This is a genomic window from Bacillus sp. JJ1764, from assembly GCF_036962145.1.
Taxonomy (GTDB): Bacteria; Bacillota; Bacilli; order Bacillales; family Cytobacillaceae; genus Neobacillus.
Map to the genome: position 1 here is coordinate 1 of NZ_JBALNY010000153.1, position 19,072 is coordinate 19,072.

Below are 19,072 nucleotides of genomic sequence, written 5' to 3' on the forward strand. Positions count from 1 at the left end.
CCTCTATGCGCATAAATATTTATTTATGCGCATAGAGGACGATTTTTTTTTATTCAGAAAGGGGTAAAAAAACATGGAAACACAAACCAATGTGTTAAGGAAGGAAATTAGAGGTGATGTCCTCACTCCAATATCAATTCTTCAAAAGATAAGTGGCAAGAAAAAATTTTTATTGGAAAGTTCTCATAAATTTAATCATTCTGGCCGTTATTCATTCATTGGTGCTGATCCGGCGTTTGAAATTATTTCTATCGGGAAAGAAAATGTATTAATCAATCGCACTGGGGAAACGAGAAATCTTCATGGAAATCCATTGGAGATCTTAAAAGAACTTTTCCCGATAAAGGCAATGGAAGATTCGCAAATCCCATTTATTGGCGGAGCAATTGGTTATGTTGGATATGACATTGTCAGACAATTTGAGGTAATTGGCCAGGAATATTCGAATCAATTAAATATGCCGGATGTCCATTTATTGTTCTTTGAAGAGGTAATTGTATTTGATCATCATGAGGAAAAAGTTTATATTTTCGGTCTCCCATTGTTAGAAACAAGTACAGAAAAAACAGTAGAAGAGAGAATGTGTAAAAGAATCGAAGAACTTAAACAAGCAAATGTCTATGAAGAAGAACTCCCCTTTGCTTTATCAGGTTTTCATTCTGAAATGTCTAAAGAAACCTTTATCAAAAATGTTGAGATTGCGAAGGAACATATTCTAGCGGGCGATATTTTCCAAGTGGTGCTTTCTCGAAGAATGAAGTCTCAATATCAAGGTGCGCCTTTATCTCTTTATCGAAAGCATCGTGCTAATAATCCTACTCCATATATGTTTTATATCGATTTTGAAGATTACGTCGTCATTGGCTCGTCACCTGAAAGCTTAATTAAAACAAGGGGGAAAACAGTGATAGCTAATCCGATTGCCGGGACAAAAAGGAGAGGGACGAATCTAGCGGAAGACGAGGAAATCGAAAAGGAACTGTTACAGGATGAAAAAGAGTTGGCAGAACACAAAATGCTAGTGGATTTGGGAAGGAACGATCTCGGAAAAGTCTGTGAGTTTGGCTCGGTTCAGGTTGATAAATATATGGCAGTGGAGAAATACCGACATGTGATGCACCTCGTATCTGAAATTAGCGGAACACTACATCTTGATTATTCACCGCTTGATGCGCTTGCCGCGTGCTTGCCTGCCGGAACAGTATCCGGAGCACCGAAGGTCAGGGCAATGGAAATTATCAACACCCTTGAGCAATCAAAACGCGGCCTTTACGCAGGAGCCGTAGGATACTTATCCGTAAATGGAAATATCGATTTTGCCCTGGCGATTCGAACGATGATTTTAAAAGATAATACAGCCTATATTCAGGCCGGCGCCGGAATTGTTCACGATTCAAACCCTGAAAATGAGTATGAAGAAACCTTGAATAAATTAAAAACGTTTTTGGAGGGTGCAGGATGATACTTCTAGTTGATAATTTTGATTCGTTTACCTTTAACCTATATCAATATTTGGGGGAATTGGGTGAAGAGATCAAGGTAATTCGAAATAACCAAATCACTTTGGAAGAAATAAAAGCTTTAAACCCTAAAGCCATAATCCTATCTCCTGGACCGGGCAGGCCAGAAGAGGCCGGAATCTGTATTCCTCTAATCCAAACTTTTTATCAGGAAATTCCGATTTTAGGTATTTGTTTAGGTCATCAGGCAATCGGAGCAGCATTCGGATGTGAAATCAAGAGGGCTTCCCAAATCAAGCATGGAAAGACATCCTTTATCAAGCATAATGGTGGGACGATTTTTACCTATCAGACATCACCATTAGAAGTGATGCGTTATCATTCTTTAACGATTGAAAAAAGCAGTATGCCACATCAGCTTGAATGTATCGCTCAGGCGATGGATGATCAGGAAATTATGGCTATCAAACATTATAAATACCCAGTATACGGAATGCAGTTCCATCCAGAATCAATCGGAACGCCTGCAGGCAAACAAATTCTTAAAAACTTTTTATATGAAATTGAAAGGAACGATCGCCATGAAAGAATATCTGCTTCAATTAGCTGAACAAAAATCCTTTTCAGAATACCAAATGCAGGAAGCTGTGGACTTTTTACTGGGTGAGGAAGTTTCTGAATCGGAAATCGCTGCCTTTCTAATGGGATTGAAATCAAAGGGTGAAACCGTAGATGAAATAGTTGGAATCGTCAAAGCCATGAAGGCCAACACCTTGCCATTTAAAAAGAAATTCGTCAACGCGATTGATAATTGTGGTACGGGCGGTGATGGGTCCTCAAGCTTTAATGTAAGCACAACATCGGCATTTGTTCTTGCCGGAGCAGGTATTCCTGTTGCTAAGCACGGTAACCGGAGTGTCTCCAGTAAAACTGGGAGTGCGGATGTTTTGGAATATTTAGGTGTCAATTTGAATTTACCTGTTGAAAGCACGGAGGAACTTCTAGAAGAAGTAGGTTTGGCTTTCTTATTTGCTCCACATGTTCATCCCAAATTAAAAAAGGTCATGACGGTTCGCAGACAATTAAAAATCCCGACGATTTTTAACTTCATCGGCCCCTTAACTAATCCGATCGAATTGGAGTATCAATTACTGGGGGTTTACCGTAGGGACTTACTGAATGTCTTCGCTGAAGTACTTAAGCAATTAGGGCGCAAACGAGCGGTCGTGATCAATGGTGCAGGATTTATGGATGAAGCATCCCTCCAAGGTGAAAACCATTTTACGCTTTTAGAAGATGGACATATCTCCAATCATTTATTTACACCAGAAGAATTCGATCTCCCAGTTTACGATAACAGTTCGATAAAAGGTGGAGATTCAAAGGATAATGCAGAAATATTATTGGATGTGTTAAAGGGTAAGCGCGGTGCCTACCGGGATACCGTATTATTGAACGCTGGAATTGGCATTTATACGGCCGGAAAGGCAGGGACCATTGTAGCCGGTGTTGAATTAGCTCGTGAAGTGATTGATTCAGGTGCTGCCATTGAAAAATTAAATACACTAATTGAGAAATCCAGGGCGAAACAGAGAGAGGCGATATAAAATGGCAACTATTTTGGAGCGAATAATCAAGCAGAAGAAATTAGAGATTCAGAATCTTCAGGAAACTGGAATGCACTTTGATCATGATCGTCATCAAAAAAGGCCATTTATTGATAAATTACAATCAGCGAAAGAACTGACCATCATTGCAGAGTTTAAGCGGGCTTCCCCTTCAAAAGGAATCATCAATAACCAATCGATGCCTAGCATTCAGGCGATACAATATGAAAAATTCGGTGCTGGTGCCATTTCGGTTCTGACGGATCAAACCTTTTTTAAAGGGTCGTTTTCTGATTTAAAGGAGGTTCGGGAAGCTGTTCAACTCCCTGTACTATGTAAGGACTTTATCATTGATCCGATTCAAATTGATCAGGCAGACTCATTCGGGGCCGATATCATCCTGCTCATCGTTGCAGCGTTAGAAAAAGAACAGCTAAAAGAACTTTATCAGTATGCAGCAAATAGGGGACTAGACGTATTGGTAGAAGTTCACAATGAAGCTGAACTCGAAACAGCCATTAGTATCGGGGCTAAATTGATTGGGGTTAATAATCGTAATTTAAAAACTTTCCATGTTTCTCTTGAGGTAACAGAATCATTAGCAGCCAAAGTGAAAAATGCTGGTGCCTTCCTAATAAGTGAAAGTGGTATCCATCATCAGGAAGATGTTAAACGGGTCATTCATGCGGGTGCAAATGGCATTTTAGTTGGTGAGGCATTTATGAGAAGTCAGAATATGAAGCAGATGTTTTCAGACTTTCGATTACCATTAGGGCAAGGAGTAAAACGATGAAAGTAAAAATTTGCGGAATTATGGATGTAGAAACCGGTATCGCTGCTGCCCGCTTTGGGGCTGATGCCATTGGCTTTGTGTTTGCCGAAAGCAAGCGTAAAGTAACGGAACAGCAGGCAAGAGAAATTATTTCGCATTTACCGAAGCATGTTCTGAAAATTGGAGTTTTTGTTAACGAAACAAGTGAAGAAATTAACAGAATAGCAACTTTTACCGGGCTGACCCATATTCAACTACATGGGGATGAAACAGCTGAATTCTGTCAATCCCTCTCATTACCAGTCATCAAAGCGATTAGTTTTCAGGATAATGAAGCATTAGCCAAAAATAATCAATTTCCTGCTGAATTTGTGTTGCTTGATGGTCCAAAGGGGAAATATCGGGGCGGCAATGGAACGGCATTTGATTGGAATCAAGTAAATATTGACTTACTTCAAGATAAGAATATCATCTTAGCTGGTGGCTTGAACCCTGATAATGTTAAAGCAGCAATCAATATCATTCATCCCTATATGGTGGATGTGAGTTCAGGGGTAGAAACAGATGGGTGCAAAGATTTAAGCAAAGTAAAAACTTTTATCGAAAATGCAAAGGGAGCACTATTGGAGGGGAAATAATGAATACTTATACATTACCAAATGAAAAAGGCCATTTTGGCATTTACGGTGGAAGATTTGTTCCGGAGACACTGATGAAGGCAGTCACAGAATTAAGCAATGCATATGAAGAAGCAAAAATTGATCCGGAATTTCAAAAGGAATATCAATACTTATTAAAAAAATATGTCGGAAGAGAAACCCCGTTATATTTTGCTGAAAACTTAACTAAGCATGCCGGTGGCGCGAAAATTTACCTAAAAAGGGAGGATTTGAACCATACAGGTGCACATAAAATCAATAATGCAATTGGCCAGGCGCTTCTGGCAGTGCGAATGGGGAAGCGTAAAATTGTCGCTGAAACAGGAGCAGGGCAACATGGTGTTGCAACCGCTACTGTCTGTGCTCTATTAAACTTGGAATGTATCATTTTTATGGGAGAAGAAGATATTAAGCGCCAATCCTTGAATGTGTTCCGTATGGAATTGTTGGGAGCAAAAGTGGTTGGTGTCTCCTCTGGAAGTGCGACCTTAAAAGATGCGGTAAACGAAGCACTGAGATACTGGGTAGGAAATGTGGATGATACCCACTATCTTTTGGGCTCGGTCATGGGCCCGCACCCTTTTCCGATGATGGTAAGGGATTTTCAAAGTGTTATTGGATCGGAAACAAAAGCACAATTTTTAGAGGAAAATCACCATCTTCCGGAAGCGGTTGTTGCTTGTATCGGAGGTGGCAGCAATTCTATGGGGATGTTCTATCCATTTATTGAAGATAAAGAAGTAAGTTTATACGGAGTAGAGGCAGCAGGAAAGGGAATTGATACTCCTTTTCATGCCGCATCCTTAACAAAAGGAAAGCCAGGAGTATTACATGGGGCTCTCATGTATTTATTGCAGAATGAGGACGGCCAAATTCAAGAAGCACATTCGGTTTCCGCCGGCCTCGATTATCCTGGAGTAGGCCCAGAACATAGCTATTTGAAAGATATCGGCCGTGCATCCTATCAATCAATATCTGATCAAGAAGCACTTGAAGCTTTCCAGTTGTTATCCAAACAAGAAGGTATCATTCCTGCTCTGGAGAGCGCACATGCCGTTGCCTTTGCCGTAAAATTAGCACAGCAAATGAAACCAGAGGAAAATATTGTGGTTTGCTTATCCGGTAGAGGTGACAAAGATGTAGATGCTGTAAAGGCAAGATTGGAAGGAGGATATGGAAAATGAATCGAATTGAACGAGCTTTTCAAGTTTTAAATGAAACGAAAGGAAAGGCGTTTGTTCCTTATATCATGGCTGGTGATGGCGGATTAGAGAACCTGGTAAAGCGGCTTAGTATTTTAGAAGAATGCGGAGCAACAGCCATTGAAGTAGGTGTTCCTTTTTCCGACCCTGTTGCGGATGGTCCTACGATTCAATTGGCGGGCATTAGGGCACTAGAGCATGGAACTACCTTAAAAGGTATTATTGCAGCAATTAGCCAAGGGAGAGACAAAATCTCCATTCCCATTATTTTAATGACCTACTTAAATCCGGTTTATGCTTATGGAATCGAATCATTCATTGAAGATATCAAAAAAGCAGGAGTAGATGGATGTATAATACCTGACCTCCCAATGGAAGAAGAGGAACTTATAGCCCCGCATTTAGAAAAGGTAGGAATAGAATTGATCCGGCTGGCGACCCTTACAACACCAATTGAACGAATAAAACAATTGGCGAGCAATGGAAGAGGATTTTTATATACGGTGACAGTAAAAGGAATTACCGGAACAAGAAATGAATTTGATCATGAACTCTACTCATTTTTGAAAAGAGTAAAAGAAGTGAGTCCAATTCCTGTTTTGGCGGGCTTTGGCATATCCAATGCGGAGCAGGTAAAGGAATTGACGAAATACTGTGACGGGGTTGTTGTTGGAAGTAAAATCGTTGATTTATTTACAAGTAACCAACTCGATGAATTAGCCAGCTTTATGACTAGCTACAAACAAATAACCCATTTAGCTTAAAAAGAAAGGTCTGTTCAAAGGGAACAGACCTTTTATTCTTATATGAAAAATCGTAACAAATATGGTTCGTGAACGTGTCATTTGTTACAGCAAAAAACGCTGCTTATTCATTATAATGTTAATTAATGATGCTTGTTTATATAGGAATGAGAAGAATATGAGAGTCAATGAAATATCAGTAAAATTAGATCGCTTTGGTGGAGTTTCCTTTCATATACAAGTGAATTTTATTAAGAACAGATTTGTCTTTTTAGAATGGAGAAATAGAGAACATCCTAAGCCGTTTTCCAATCTGCAGTGGGTCAGGCCAGGTAGTATAGAGGAATTTAAAAAAGAAATTTCTTTGTTGAAAATTTGGGAATGGGAGCCAAACTATCGTAAAGAATCTGGAATAATCCTTGAAGGGGAATATTGGTCTGTTAAGTTAACAACAGATGGACAGGTATATATGTGTGAAGGAGGAGAGGATTTTCCAATGAACTGGGGAAGGTTTTGCCTGGCATTAGAACGATTAACTGGGATTACTTTTCGATGACTCTATCATTTTTAAATGGAAATGACATCAACTTGATAGCTGTGTGAAACTTCTTTATAATCATTATATATTGAATGCACGAATGAAAACTTCCATATTAGGAAGTTTTGTTTTGTTTTTTTAAGGAGCGTACTAAAATGAAAGAAATTTCTGTTGAAGAATTGTTTACCATTAAAAATCCAATGATCATTGATATACGCTCACCGATTGAGTTTAAGGATGGAGCAATTCCCGGGGCTATTAATATCCCGTTATTTACAGATGAAGAGCGTCAGGAAATTGGAACAATATATAAAAATGATGGACAGGCAGCGGCTAAATGGCGTGCTATGGAGTTAGTGTCCCCGAAAATTCCTGAATTGCTTCATACGATTAAATCCTATCAATTAAAAGGTGAGCTGGTTATTCATTGTTGGCGGGGCGGAATGCGCAGTAAAGCAGTCGTGACATTTTTAGAATTTGCAGGCATTTATGCCTGGAAGTTAATAGGTGGCTATAAAGCATATCGTCACTATATACTTGAAAATACTCCAAGCATGATTCCAAATCAATCGGTAGTCCTTCACGGCATGACAGGTGTCGGGAAAACCGAAGTATTAAAAATATTAACCAAAAAAGGCTTTCCTGTTTTGGATCTTGAGGACATGGCTGCCCACCGAGGCTCCATATTCGGGACAATCGGACTAGGTGAAGGCAATAATCAAAAAACCTTTGATTCTTTATTATTTAAAGGGTTACAGGACATTAATCCTTCTGATTACTTTCTTGTGGAAGCAGAAAGTAAGAGAATTGGTAAAGCGGTGCAGCCTGAGAAACTAATGGATGTAAAATTTAACGGGATTAATATTTATTTGCACACAACCATTGAACAAAGAGTAAAGCTTCTTGATTCAGAATATATCCTACCGTATCAAAATGAAGAGTGGTTTCACACAAAAATTTCTCAAGGCATAGAAAGGGTATTAAAACGAATTAAAAATACGGAGCTAAAAACAAGTCTTATTGAGTTCTTGAATGAGCGGAATTATCGCGAAATAATCCCAATTCTACTGGAACATTATTATGATCCCCGTTATGATCATGCCAGACAAGAATATGGAGGAACCTTTTATGATATTTACGCAGAGAATCCTGAAGATGCTGCTGAAAAAATAGCAATAAAACTTGAAGAATTATCATTCCATCCAATCATGACACTAAAAAATGTTTAGGCTCACGTATCTGCGTGGGCTTTTTGATATTTTTAAGCAAATTCTCATTTATTTTTCATTTCGATTTCCTTCAAACAGGATAATATTTTATTTAGAAAGGTCAATTAGTTACAATAATGGTATAAATTCTAATCGGACGTGATAACTATGACAAGATTATTAATAATAGAGGATGAAAAAAACCTAGCAAGATTCATGGAATTGGAACTGAATCATGAAGGCTATGAAACCAAAATAGCCACTGATGGGCGGAGTGGATTACAGTTGGCAGAAGCAGAAAACTGGGATGCCATCCTTCTTGATTTAATGCTGCCTGAATTGAATGGGTTGGAAGTATGTCGAAGAATCAGACAAAGTAATAAGACTGTGCCAATCATGATGATTACGGCACGGGATAGTGTACTTGACCGTGTTTCCGGTCTTGACAGTGGGGCAGATGATTATATTGTTAAGCCCTTCGCCATAGAAGAATTACTGGCGCGCTTAAGGTCACTGCTTCGGAGGATAGAAGCCATCACATCTCATGAGGTAACGACAATTACTTTTAAGGACCTTACAGTAGAATTGGAATCCTGTGTGGTCAAAAAAGGGGAGGATATCATTACTCTCACCAAACGGGAATATGATCTGCTTGTTATTTTTATAAGCAATATTAATATAGTGTTATCGCGGGAAGTCTTACTGAATAAAGTTTGGGGTTATCATACCGGAATTGAAACAAATGTTGTCGATGTTTATGTTAGATATTTAAGAAATAAAATTGATAACAAAGAAGAAGATGGAAGCTATATACAAACTGTCCGCGGAATTGGATATGTAATGAGATGAAACAAAATTCAGCAAATTTCATAAAAAAACTCCCTTGGAAAATCAAATTAATGTTAAGTGGGGCAATCGCTATTTTTTTGGCCTTTTTATTGTTCAGTTTGATGGAATATCATATGGTCTCAAAATGGATGATGAATCGGGAGGAAAGCAATGTAAAAAAAACGCTTACCGATATTGCAACTTTTTATAAGCAAAATGAGGATACTTTAACTGAAAAAGATATTAAAAGCAGCGGCCTCTTTTTAAAGAAAATGAATACCAAGGATCAAATGATCAGGGTATATGATCAAAGAGGAGCTATCATTATTTCTGATAAGAATGTTAGTTTTTCAGTATTAGAACCCAATCCTGGATTTAGCCAACGAGTAGAGAGAGTATATTTTGAAGATAAAGATTTACTTGTTGCAAGATACTCATTAAATGTAAAGTACTTTACCGGGACCATTGAAGTCATTCGTCAATTAAAAAGTTATCATGAAATGATGAAGAACTTAGCTTGGGGAATGACGGTTTTTGGAATGGCGGCTATTCTTTTAAGTGCATTAAGTGGATATGTATTAGCAAGTCAACTTTTAAGACCTGTAAGAGCTCTGGCTAATACTATGAAGCGTATTAAAGAAAATGGATTTCATGAGAGGATGGAAGCTTCCTCTCAAAAGGACGAATTATCTGATTTGATCAATGTTTTTAATGAAATGATGGATAATCTAGAAAAGTCCTTCACGCAGCAGAAACAATTTGTTGAGGACGCCTCCCATGAGTTAAGAACACCGGTCTCAATCCTTGAAGGACACGTTTCTCTACTAAACCGTTGGGGTAAAAAGGATCCTACCATTTTAGAAGAGTCTTTAGGTGCCTCACTCCAGGAAATCAATCGCCTAAAAAAAATAATCAATGATTTGCTAACACTTACAAGGGTAGAGAATCAATGGGTCACTACAGTAACTAAAGCAGATGTATATGAAATTCTAATTCGTTTAGTTAAAAATTTGGAACTGCTTCATCCTGACTATGTTCTAGTATTGGATTTAGACAAACAGATTCCTCATGCAGCAATTTCTGAACAGCACTTGGAACAAATCTTAATCATTTTAATTGATAATGCTATAAAATATTCACCCGAAAATAAAACGATTGAAATTACAGTGAAACAAATGGAAAATCATATTTGTATTACAGTGAGTGACCATGGAATTGGAATTCCGAGTGAGCAAATTTCCAATGTATTTAACAGGTTTTATCGGGTAGATAAAGCAAGGTCACGCGAAAGTGGAGGTACTGGACTGGGTCTTTCTATCGCAAAACAAATCATCGATAAATATCATGGATCAATTGTAATTGAGAGTAAAGAAGGGGTAGGAACAAAAGTTACGTTGATCATTCGCACCTAATAATGATGTTAAATGGACCGGAATGGTCCATTTTTTTATACTTTAATTTTTTGATGGTTCATTACACACACTATATTGGATCGATTACATAGTAATATATTGATTTATGCTAAATATGCTGCTTGAAAAAAGATACATATATAGTGGGGGGAACATGGAAAATGAGGATGAAACCTGAAGAAAACCAATATTTAAGTCAATTTTTTGGTCCTAATTTAGGTTATGTTATTGAACAGTTTGAGAAATTCCTAAGAAATCCACAAGATATAGAAGCTGATTTAAGGCAATTATTTGAAACAATCGATGAAGCTGATTTCCGTAATGTAACTGATGGAACTCTTCAAGTGACAGAACATTCTCCTTTGCAAGTGTCAAATGATAAAATGTTTGCCGCAATTAAGTTAGCGGAACATATTCGTCATTACGGACATCTCGTTGCTGATATAAATCCACTAAAGAGCAGTAGAATAGATGTTAATCAATTAAACCCCGGAAGATTTAATCTTTCCGAAACTGATTTAAAAATGCTGCCTGCTGACATCATGATTAAAGATGGTTCTGCCTACTTTCCTTCTGCTCTTGAAGCCTATCAACATTTATTAGATGTTTACACAAAAACAATTGCCTATGAATTTCATCATGTGCATAATGAGACAGAAAAAAATTGGCTGATAGACCGTATCGAAAATATCCAGCATAATTCAACCATAACGGCCGAAAAAAGGATTAGTATTTTAAAAAGGTTAACAGAAGTAGAAGAATTTGAAAAATTTCTTCATAAAACGTTTGTGGGCCAGAAACGATTTTCAATTGAGGGACTGGATGCAATGGTTCCGCTAATTGATGAAATTATGATTGAGGCGATTAAACATGGAGCTGAGTTTATCAATATTGGTATGGCTCACCGAGGCAGATTAAATGTTTTGGCACATGTGCTGAGAAAACCATATGAAATGATCTTTGCAGAATTTCAACATGCACCGAACAAAGAACTTGTACCATCTGAAGGTTCAATAGGAATCAATTTTGGTTGGACTGGTGATGTAAAGTATCATTTAGGTTTAAATCGCCAGCTTTCAGACAATATTCAAAAAGCAAAAATTACACTTGCCAATAATCCAAGCCATTTGGAATACGTTGGTGCAGTAGTTGAAGGGTTTACACGTGCTGCCCAGGATAACAGAGAAAACCCCGGTTACCCTAATGAGTCTAATAAGGCTGCTCTAGCGATCCTTATTCACGGTGATGCTGCTTTCCCAGGGGAAGGCATTGTTGCTGAAACGTTAAATTTAAGCCGTTTGAAAGGCTATCGAACAGGAGGAACCATTCATATCATATCAAATAATATGATTGGGTTTACCACTGAATCAGGCGATTCCCGTTCTACACGTTATGCCAGTGATTTGGCTAAGGGTTATGAGATTCCAATCCTGCATGTTAATGCTGACGACCCTGAGGCATGTTTGTCAGCAGCCGTATTAGCAGCTGAATATCGTTCGGTGTTTAAAAAGGATGTATTAATCGATTTAATTGGATACCGACGATTTGGACATAATGAAATGGATGAACCAATGACTACCAGCCCACTCATGTATACAAAAGTAAGCAAACATCCCACTGTTAGGAGAATTTACAGTGAGTACTTAATCAATTTAGGCATCATAAAAGAAGATACTATTAACCAAATTGAAACGAGTATTCTCGAAAGGTTAAAAATAGCCTATCAAAAGGTGTCATCAATTAAGACTGATGACAAGAGGGAAATACCAGAGCCGCCAGTCTATATTCGGGATAAAGAAAATATTGTGACAGGCGTTCCTTTAACCAGATTAAAGAAAATGAACGAAGAGCTATTAAAATGGCCAGATAATTTTAAGGTATTTCATAAATTGGAGAAGATCTTATTAAGACGAAAAGATGCATTTCGTGATAATGGCAATGTGGATTGGGCGCTGGCAGAAACCTTGGCGTTCGCTGCCATTTTGGCGGATGGAACTCCGATTCGTGTAACGGGTCAGGACTCTGAGCGCGGAACCTTTGCCCAAAGAAATTTGGTATTACATGATTATCAGACAGGCGAGAGATTTATTCCACTGCACCATCTTCCTGATGCTGCTGCGTCCTTTGCAGTTTATAACAGCCCGTTAACGGAAGCGGCTGTAGTCGGGTTTGAATATGGCTATAATGTATTTTCGCCAGATACTTTGGTGATCTGGGAGGCGCAATATGGCGATTTTGCCAATGCGGCCCAAGTGATATTTGATCAGTTTATTGCTGCGGGCAGGGCAAAATGGGGACAAAAATCCGGAATGGTCCTGCTACTTCCGCATGGATATGAGGGCCAGGGACCAGAGCATTCTAGTGCAAGACTTGAACGTTTTCTCCAATCTGCTGCGGAAAAGAACTGGACGGTTGTTAATTTGACAAGCGCTGCACAATATTTTCATATATTGAGGCGACAGGCGGCACTTTTGACGAAAGATGAGATTAGGCCACTTGTTGTGATGTCACCCAAAAGTCTGTTAAGAAATCCGCTTGTTGCTTCACAGGGGAATGAGTTAAGTGAAGGAGAATTCAAACCTATTATCGAGCACTATCCGTCTAATGATCTAAATGACCATGTGGAGAGAATGGTGTTTTGTACAGGAAAAATGGCCATTGATGCTGCAGAATTTCTAAAAGATCAGGTTCGCATGAGTTGGCTACAACTACTTCGAATAGAAGAAATATATCCGTTCCCTACAAATGAACTTAAAACAATTTTAGCGAAATATCCAAATGCAAAAGAATTCATTTGGCTTCAAGAGGAACCTAAAAATATGGGGGCATGGACATTTGTTGAGCCTCGTATTAATGAACTGACACCAAACGATATAAGAGTGAGATTTATTGGTCGCCGCCGCCGTTCAAGTCCTGCTGAGGGTGAATCTCATATTCATAAACTGATTCAATCAAAAATAATCACTGACGCACTGACGAAAGTGTAATAAGGGGGTATTCCTGATGTTCGAAATCAAGGTTCCCGAGTTAGCAGAATCCATTACAGAGGGTACAATTGCAAAATGGCTGAAAAATATTGGAGATTATGTAGAAAAAGGAGAATATCTGGTTGAGCTGGAAACTGATAAAGTAAATATTGAAATGATCTCAGATTTTTCTGGCACCTTATCCGAACAGAAGTTTACTGAGGGAGATACCGTTAGAGTAGGGGAAACGATTGCAATCTTAAGTGAAAACGAGGCAATTACAAGAGCCGAAACACAATCGAAATTTCAAATAGAGGAGCCAGCGATCGAATCCCAGCAAAAGATTAATGCTGCCATTTCACCAAATAAAGAGCAGGAAAATGCAGATTCCCCACGGCCAGTTGCTTCTCCAGCTGCACGGAGGTTAGCAAGAGAGAAAGGGATTAAATTGGAGGATATCCAGAGTACAGATCCGCTTGGAAGAATCAGAAGACAGGATGTTTCCTCTTTTGTACACGAACAGAAACCAATCTCAATTCAAACTTCCGAAAAGGATAGCCAGTCAGAAACGAAGTTGTTCGAAGAGGCAAAGCCAATTATTTATGAGAGAATGTCAAGAAGAAGACAAACCATTGCTAAACGCCTTGTAGAAGTTCAACAAACTGCTGCGATGTTGACAACTTTTAATGAAATAGATATGACCGCTATCATGAATATCAGAAAGCGAAGAAAAGATCAGTTTTTTGAGGAACATAATGTAAGACTTGGGTTTATGTCTTTTTTTACAAAAGCGGTAGTGGCATCTCTAAAAAAATATCCATATTTAAATGCGGAGATTCAAGGGGATCAGCTCTTGGTTAAAAAGTTTTATGATATTGGAATAGCAGTTGCTGCAGAAGAAGGCCTTGTTGTACCTGTAGTTAGAGAAGCGGACAAAAAATCTTTTGCTGAGATAGAAGGAGAAATTATTGGGCTAGCCGACAAAGCAAAAGCGAACAAATTAGGATTAAAGGATCTTCAAGGAGGAACGTTTACCATTACAAATGGGGGAGTTTTCGGTTCTCTGCTGTCTACACCCATTTTAAACGGGCCGCAAGTTGGTATATTAGGGATGCATAAAATTCAACTCCGTCCAGTTGCCATTGATAAAGAGAAGATGGAAAATCGGCCAATGATGTATGTTGCGTTATCGTATGATCATCGAATTGTCGATGGGAAAGAAGCAGTGAGTTTCCTCAGTATGGTGAAAGAATTGCTAGAGGATCCGGAAAAATTATTGCTTAATGGATAATTAAATAGGAAAACCGCTGAAGCACCCTTATGTTCAGCGGTTTCTTAGGTTATTCATCTAGCGGACAATGATTGGTTTTAATCCCCTGCGTTCAATTTCATCCTTTAAAATTTTGATCCATTCCTTTTCCTTGCCAGACTTTAATGCATCCCGATACGATACGATTAACTGCTCGTTACTCATAATTTTCAACTTTAGAATGCCCTCCTTGGAAAACGGATTGAATATTCAGTTTTTACTATTGTAATAGGTAGCGCTTACTTTGAGAACCATAAATTATGAATATCCATAATTTTGTCACTATTTATTGGAGTATAGAAAAACCTTTTTTCTGCAGTTGCACCATGTTGATGGTTTTGATTATACTAGAGGTTGGACAATATTGAAGAGGACGGTGAGCACCATGATTCATTTAAATTGGCGGGAACGAGACACCATTAAACAGGTGAAATGCGTACATACCAATGCTGAAAAGTACATTGTAAACAATATGTTAACTGCCGGAAAAGTATATGATGTGAAAAATGAAACCGAGGAATTTTATTACCTCATCGATAATTCTGGAAAAGTAGGCGGGTTTTATAAAGACTACTTTCAAGATGTGTAAAAATAGCCTGGCGTAAATCGCCAGGCATTTTTGATTTATTTTGATTCAGGAAAAACTCTTTGCATCGTTTTCGTAAATTCATTTATGAATTCTGAGGAAGGTTTTCCTTTTCCATTTCGAATCTTATTGGCATATGTATCGAGACGGTCATAAAAGTCCGGATTTGCTGAGATATAGATGTGATCAATATCTTTATCAACACTTTTTACTGTTTTTGAGATTTGCTTTCTTACCTGATTGGAAAGTTGATTGTTGGTGTTACGGTCCATTTTGGCAGCAACATACGCTTTTTCATCAGACACAATCACATTTGCCCGTTCAACTCCTGGAAGGTTTGCGATTTTTTTAGCAGCATGATCCGCAACTCTCATACGTGATTGGATAGTGTGATGGGGATTATTGACGAGTTCGTTGTTTATATGATTGGCATTTCGATCAAGTTTTTTATCACTTACATCCACGCTGCTAATAGCGGGACCTCCATGATTGGGTATATTATATTTTACCCTTGTAAGTTCTGTTTTGTCCCCGTTCCTGCTAGCGGCATTATCATTATTATTGTTACATGCTGTAAGGCTAATAGTGAAAAAAAGAGCAGTGATAATGATTAGACGAAATTTCATGATGTCCTATTCTCCTTTTTTATGGTTTACTCGATTAGGTTTCCAAATTATAATGAGATCTATCCTTCTGGATAGATTTGAGTCAATTGGAGTGTTTTTCTGGTGATTTATCTTTATGTTGGTCTTGGCGGTATATTGGGGAGTTTGACTAGGTATCTATTATCCATGTTTGGTACCTACCTGTGGGGCAGGAACTTCCCAATTGGCACCATGATCATTAATTTGACTGGGGCATTTATATTAGGTTTCTTAACCAATAAGCTGGCAAAAACAAAAGAGCGAAATCCGCAGCTTTTTACTGCGTTAACAACAGGCGTAATTGGATCGTATACGACTTTTTCGACCTTTTGTGTGGAAACGATCCGTTTGTTAGAGGTTAATCAATATCTTTATGCTCTCCTTTATTTTATTCTCAGTGCGATCGGCGGGCTCTACTTTGTCCATTTAGGCTTAAAAGTAGGGGTAATAGGTAGGAAAAAGGAGGGGAATGTCTCATGAATAATATCATGATGGTGGCAATCGGGGGATTTTTAGGAGCTATTGCCCGTTTTACCCTGAGTAAGACCGTTCAAGTTCTGTTGAAATCCCGTTTTCCAATAGGGACATTATCGGTAAATGTAGTCGGGGCATTTCTGTTAGGCGTATTAGTTGGGACGGATGTTAAGGGCCAATGGTATTCTCTTTTTGGAGTAGGTTTTATGGGGGCTTTTACCACATTCTCCACACTGAAACTTGAATTAGTACAGCTGAGAAGAGATGGGGAATTTCAACTGTTTAATCGATATTTATTATGTAGTTATGGATTTGGCCTGCTCATTAGCTTTTGTGGAATACTGGTCGGAAAAAGCATTTAAAAAAGAAGCACCACAACAAAAGCAAAAGTCCAATTCAATTTTGAATTGGACTAATTAATATAATAATTTAGTTTTTCTACCTAAGAACTGAACTTTTTAGGCATCGATTTTTTTACTTTTGATTAACTGGTGTAACGGAAGGCTTTTTTGCATACAGCTTTTGGCTGATCATAGTTTGAGCTGTTAAGAATATTCCCCCGACTACCCAATATAGCGGTAGAGCAGAGGGAGCACTGAATGAAAACATAACAATCATAAGTGGAGACATTAACCCCATGTATTTCATTTGTTCCTGCTGCTGTTTTGGCATGGTTGTCTGTGAAACTTTAAATTGAAAATAGTAAATCAGCCCGGCAAGAATCGTTAAGACGATATCTGGCTTTCCTAAGCTGAACCATAAAAATTTATGCTGGGCAATTTCGTGTGAACTACGAATCGCATAATAAAATGCAGTTAAGATCGGCATTTGGATCAGAAGTGGCAGACATCCCATGTTCAATGGGTTTACCCCGTGCTTTTGATAAAGCCCCATCATTTCTGCTTGTAGCTCCTGCTTTTTCTTAGGATCCTTTTCCGCCTTCATTTTCTTTTGGATGGTATCCATATCAGGCTTTAATGCATCCATTTTTTCCTTCATATTCATTTGGTTTTTATACTGTCTTAGCATCAGCGGCATAAGGGCAAGTCTTATAATGAGGGTGACAATTATAATCGCTAAACCGTAATTACCATTGAATAGATCCGCCACGGTTTTAATAATGGTAGAGAACGTATTAACAAAATAATGGTGGAAAAACCCATCATTTTTTCCGCTTTGCGCTTGTGTTGAACAAGCTGATAAAATAAAAGTGGTCATAGATAAAAGTGCAATTAATAGTAAAGTAGAATATTTCTTTTTCATATTTCCTCCTAAAATGTAGTTAATAGTATGAAGTAAACAGGAAGGAAATAGGGTCTTCAGAATCATCCTGTGAACATGCCTTTTTACGTATATATTTGACAACGCGAATAATAATCAGGTTATTAGCAAACCTGCTATTCTCTTTATGGAAAAATTGCGGGTGAATGATTTTGGTATCAGCGGAATTGGATATGGATCCAATAAATGAATATTCAACGCCACGAACCCATAATATTTTCAGAACAATCCCCAAATATATACTTAAATAGAGTGCGTTTAAGGTATTGATATCTGAATGATCAACGATTAATTGAAACAAATATTTCACCTCGCAAAAAAGAGCCAATGATAAGAGTATAATGGAGAATTGGCAAATAATCAATTAAACTATATGAAAACCCAAAGTTTTGCTATATAGCAGTTTTTACACTGAAGACAGAAGTAGCTACTTCTGTTTTTTTGTGCTGTTTCACTAATTAACACGTTAAAAACGTTGATAATCTCACATTTTTCTTATATAACAGTTTTGTTATTTTGTTATTTTTTTATAGTACAGTTTTACACCTTGTTCATAATTCGTTCAAAAATAACTTAATTTATCTTTATAAAACACGCATTTCACAAATTATTAACATTTGCACGTTGTTTCACATACTTTAGCTGTTATACTTTAATTGTGAAAGGAACATTAATCTGTTATATATTTTGGTCAATAAATTAAGAGGTGATAAATCATGGAACAATGGAAAGGTTTTACAGAAGGTACATGGGCAAAAGAAGTGAATGTTCGTGACTTTATTCAAAAGAACTACGCTGAATTTAAAGGTGACGACACTTTCTTAGCAGGTGCAACAGAAGCAACTGATAAACTTTGGGCTCAAGTAATGGAGTTAACCAGAGAAGAAAGAGAAAAAGGTGGGGTACTTGATATGGATACCGAAACGGTTTCCACTATTACTTCCCACGGTCCTGGATATCTTAATGAAGATCTTGAAAAAGTAGTTGGTGTTCAAACTGATAAGCCATTTAATCGTTCCATGCAGCCATTTGGCGGAATTCGCATGGCGAAGTCAGCTTGTGAAGCTTATGGTTATCAATTAAATCCTGAAATTGAGAAAATTTTTACAGATTTTCGTAAAACTCATAACCAAGGTGTTTTTGATGCTTACACTCCTGAAATGCTTCGTGCCCGTAAAGCTGGTATTATTACTGGTTTACCTGATGCTTATGGCCGTGGACGTATTATCGGTGACTATCGCCGCGTAGCATTATACGGTGTTGATTTCTTAATGAAGTCAAAACAAAAAGATTTCAACAACACAAGCACTGTTATGACGGAAGATAATATCCGCCTACGTGAAGAGCTTTCTGAGCAATATCGTGCACTTAAAGAATTAAAAG

The 19,072-nt window shown here is 38.0% G+C and carries 21 protein-coding genes; 17 read left to right on the forward strand and 4 right to left on the reverse strand.

Going from position 1 to position 19,072, the window contains the following annotated elements:
* Nucleotides 1-73: 73 nt before the first annotated feature.
* From trpE to odhB, 13 genes are all read left to right on the forward strand, one after another.
* Nucleotides 74-1,462, forward strand: coding sequence for an anthranilate synthase component I (gene trpE / locus V7083_RS19135; protein ID WP_335480905.1), 1,389 nt, complete (start codon nucleotides 74-76; stop codon nucleotides 1,460-1,462).
* Entirely contained in the window at nucleotides 1,459-2,070 is a 612-nt protein-coding gene (locus tag V7083_RS19140) for an anthranilate synthase component II (RefSeq protein ID WP_335480907.1), read from the forward strand. The genes trpE and V7083_RS19140 overlap by 4 nt, the downstream gene beginning before the upstream one ends.
* The gene (gene trpD / locus V7083_RS19145; RefSeq protein WP_335480909.1) at nucleotides 2,042-3,067 is read left to right on the forward strand and encodes an anthranilate phosphoribosyltransferase; all 1,026 of its coding nucleotides are present in this window, start codon (nucleotides 2,042-2,044) and stop codon (nucleotides 3,065-3,067) included. The genes V7083_RS19140 and trpD overlap by 29 nt, the downstream gene beginning before the upstream one ends.
* Nucleotide 3,068: 1 nt before the next feature.
* Nucleotides 3,069-3,860 carry an indole-3-glycerol phosphate synthase TrpC gene (trpC, locus tag V7083_RS19150; protein WP_335480911.1) on the forward strand — a complete coding sequence of 264 codons (792 nt, stop codon included), beginning with the start codon at nucleotides 3,069-3,071 and terminating at the stop codon, nucleotides 3,858-3,860.
* Complete coding sequence (locus V7083_RS19155) at nucleotides 3,857-4,477, forward strand: phosphoribosylanthranilate isomerase (RefSeq protein ID WP_335480913.1); 621 nt, start codon at nucleotides 3,857-3,859, stop codon at nucleotides 4,475-4,477. Before trpC ends, V7083_RS19155 begins: the two co-directional genes overlap by 4 nt.
* Entirely contained in the window at nucleotides 4,477-5,682 is a 1,206-nt protein-coding gene (gene trpB / locus V7083_RS19160) for a tryptophan synthase subunit beta (RefSeq protein WP_335480915.1), read from the forward strand. Before V7083_RS19155 ends, trpB begins: the two co-directional genes overlap by 1 nt.
* The gene (gene trpA, locus V7083_RS19165; RefSeq protein WP_335480917.1) at nucleotides 5,679-6,464 is read left to right on the forward strand and encodes a tryptophan synthase subunit alpha; all 786 of its coding nucleotides are present in this window, start codon (nucleotides 5,679-5,681) and stop codon (nucleotides 6,462-6,464) included. The genes trpB and trpA overlap by 4 nt, the downstream gene beginning before the upstream one ends.
* A gap of 157 nt (nucleotides 6,465-6,621) precedes the next feature.
* Nucleotides 6,622-6,999, forward strand: a complete 378-nt coding sequence (locus tag V7083_RS19170; protein ID WP_335480919.1) for a hypothetical protein — start codon at nucleotides 6,622-6,624, stop codon at nucleotides 6,997-6,999.
* 137 nt (nucleotides 7,000-7,136) lie between these two features.
* Entirely contained in the window at nucleotides 7,137-8,210 is a 1,074-nt protein-coding gene (gene mnmH / locus V7083_RS19175) for a tRNA 2-selenouridine(34) synthase MnmH (protein WP_335480921.1), read from the forward strand.
* Nucleotides 8,211-8,357: 147 nt separating this feature from the next.
* Complete coding sequence (locus V7083_RS19180; protein ID WP_335480923.1) at nucleotides 8,358-9,038, forward strand: response regulator transcription factor; 681 nt, start codon at nucleotides 8,358-8,360, stop codon at nucleotides 9,036-9,038.
* Complete coding sequence (locus V7083_RS19185) at nucleotides 9,035-10,429, forward strand: sensor histidine kinase (RefSeq protein ID WP_335480925.1); 1,395 nt, start codon at nucleotides 9,035-9,037, stop codon at nucleotides 10,427-10,429. The genes V7083_RS19180 and V7083_RS19185 overlap by 4 nt, the downstream gene beginning before the upstream one ends.
* Nucleotides 10,430-10,590: 161 nt before the next feature.
* On the forward strand, nucleotides 10,591-13,416 hold the full coding sequence (locus tag V7083_RS19190) for a 2-oxoglutarate dehydrogenase E1 component (protein ID WP_335480927.1): 2,826 nt from the start codon (nucleotides 10,591-10,593) through the stop codon (nucleotides 13,414-13,416).
* A 16-nt stretch (nucleotides 13,417-13,432) separates the two neighbouring features.
* A complete protein-coding gene (gene odhB / locus V7083_RS19195) occupies nucleotides 13,433-14,686 on the forward strand; it encodes a 2-oxoglutarate dehydrogenase complex dihydrolipoyllysine-residue succinyltransferase (protein WP_335480929.1) in 1,254 nt (417 codons plus the stop codon).
* A 57-nt stretch (nucleotides 14,687-14,743) separates the two neighbouring features.
* On the opposite strand, the gene sda is transcribed toward odhB, so the two are convergent.
* A complete protein-coding gene (sda, locus tag V7083_RS19200) occupies nucleotides 14,744-14,869 on the reverse strand; it encodes a sporulation histidine kinase inhibitor Sda (protein WP_435553852.1) in 126 nt (41 codons plus the stop codon).
* A 220-nt stretch (nucleotides 14,870-15,089) separates the two neighbouring features.
* Here sda and V7083_RS19205 point away from each other — a divergent pair, with 220 nt between their 5' ends.
* Nucleotides 15,090-15,293, forward strand: coding sequence for a DUF6501 family protein (locus V7083_RS19205; protein ID WP_335480933.1), 204 nt, complete (start codon nucleotides 15,090-15,092; stop codon nucleotides 15,291-15,293).
* A 35-nt stretch (nucleotides 15,294-15,328) separates the two neighbouring features.
* Here V7083_RS19205 and V7083_RS19210 read toward each other — a convergent pair whose 3' ends face one another.
* The gene (locus V7083_RS19210; RefSeq protein WP_335480935.1) at nucleotides 15,329-15,916 is read right to left on the reverse strand and encodes a YhcN/YlaJ family sporulation lipoprotein; all 588 of its coding nucleotides are present in this window, start codon (nucleotides 15,914-15,916) and stop codon (nucleotides 15,329-15,331) included.
* Between the two features lie 102 nt (nucleotides 15,917-16,018).
* Between V7083_RS19210 and crcB the strand changes: the two genes are divergently transcribed.
* Complete coding sequence (gene crcB / locus V7083_RS19215; protein WP_335480937.1) at nucleotides 16,019-16,414, forward strand: fluoride efflux transporter CrcB; 396 nt, start codon at nucleotides 16,019-16,021, stop codon at nucleotides 16,412-16,414.
* A complete protein-coding gene (locus V7083_RS19220) occupies nucleotides 16,411-16,770 on the forward strand; it encodes a fluoride efflux transporter FluC (protein ID WP_335480939.1) in 360 nt (119 codons plus the stop codon). Before crcB ends, V7083_RS19220 begins: the two co-directional genes overlap by 4 nt.
* A 112-nt stretch (nucleotides 16,771-16,882) precedes the next feature.
* On the opposite strand, the gene yidC is transcribed toward V7083_RS19220, so the two are convergent.
* Nucleotides 16,883-17,671, reverse strand: coding sequence for a membrane protein insertase YidC (yidC, locus tag V7083_RS19225; protein WP_335480941.1), 789 nt, complete (start codon nucleotides 17,669-17,671; stop codon nucleotides 16,883-16,885).
* A 19-nt stretch (nucleotides 17,672-17,690) separates the two neighbouring features.
* Nucleotides 17,691-17,990: a hypothetical protein gene (locus V7083_RS19230; RefSeq protein WP_335480943.1), complete on the reverse strand. Its 300-nt coding sequence runs from the start codon at nucleotides 17,988-17,990 to the stop codon at nucleotides 17,691-17,693.
* Between the two features lie 415 nt (nucleotides 17,991-18,405).
* Between V7083_RS19230 and V7083_RS19235 the strand changes: the two genes are divergently transcribed.
* Nucleotides 18,406-19,072, forward strand: a 667-nt coding sequence (locus V7083_RS19235; protein WP_335480945.1) for a pyruvate formate lyase family protein, incomplete at its 3' end; no start/stop codon positions are given.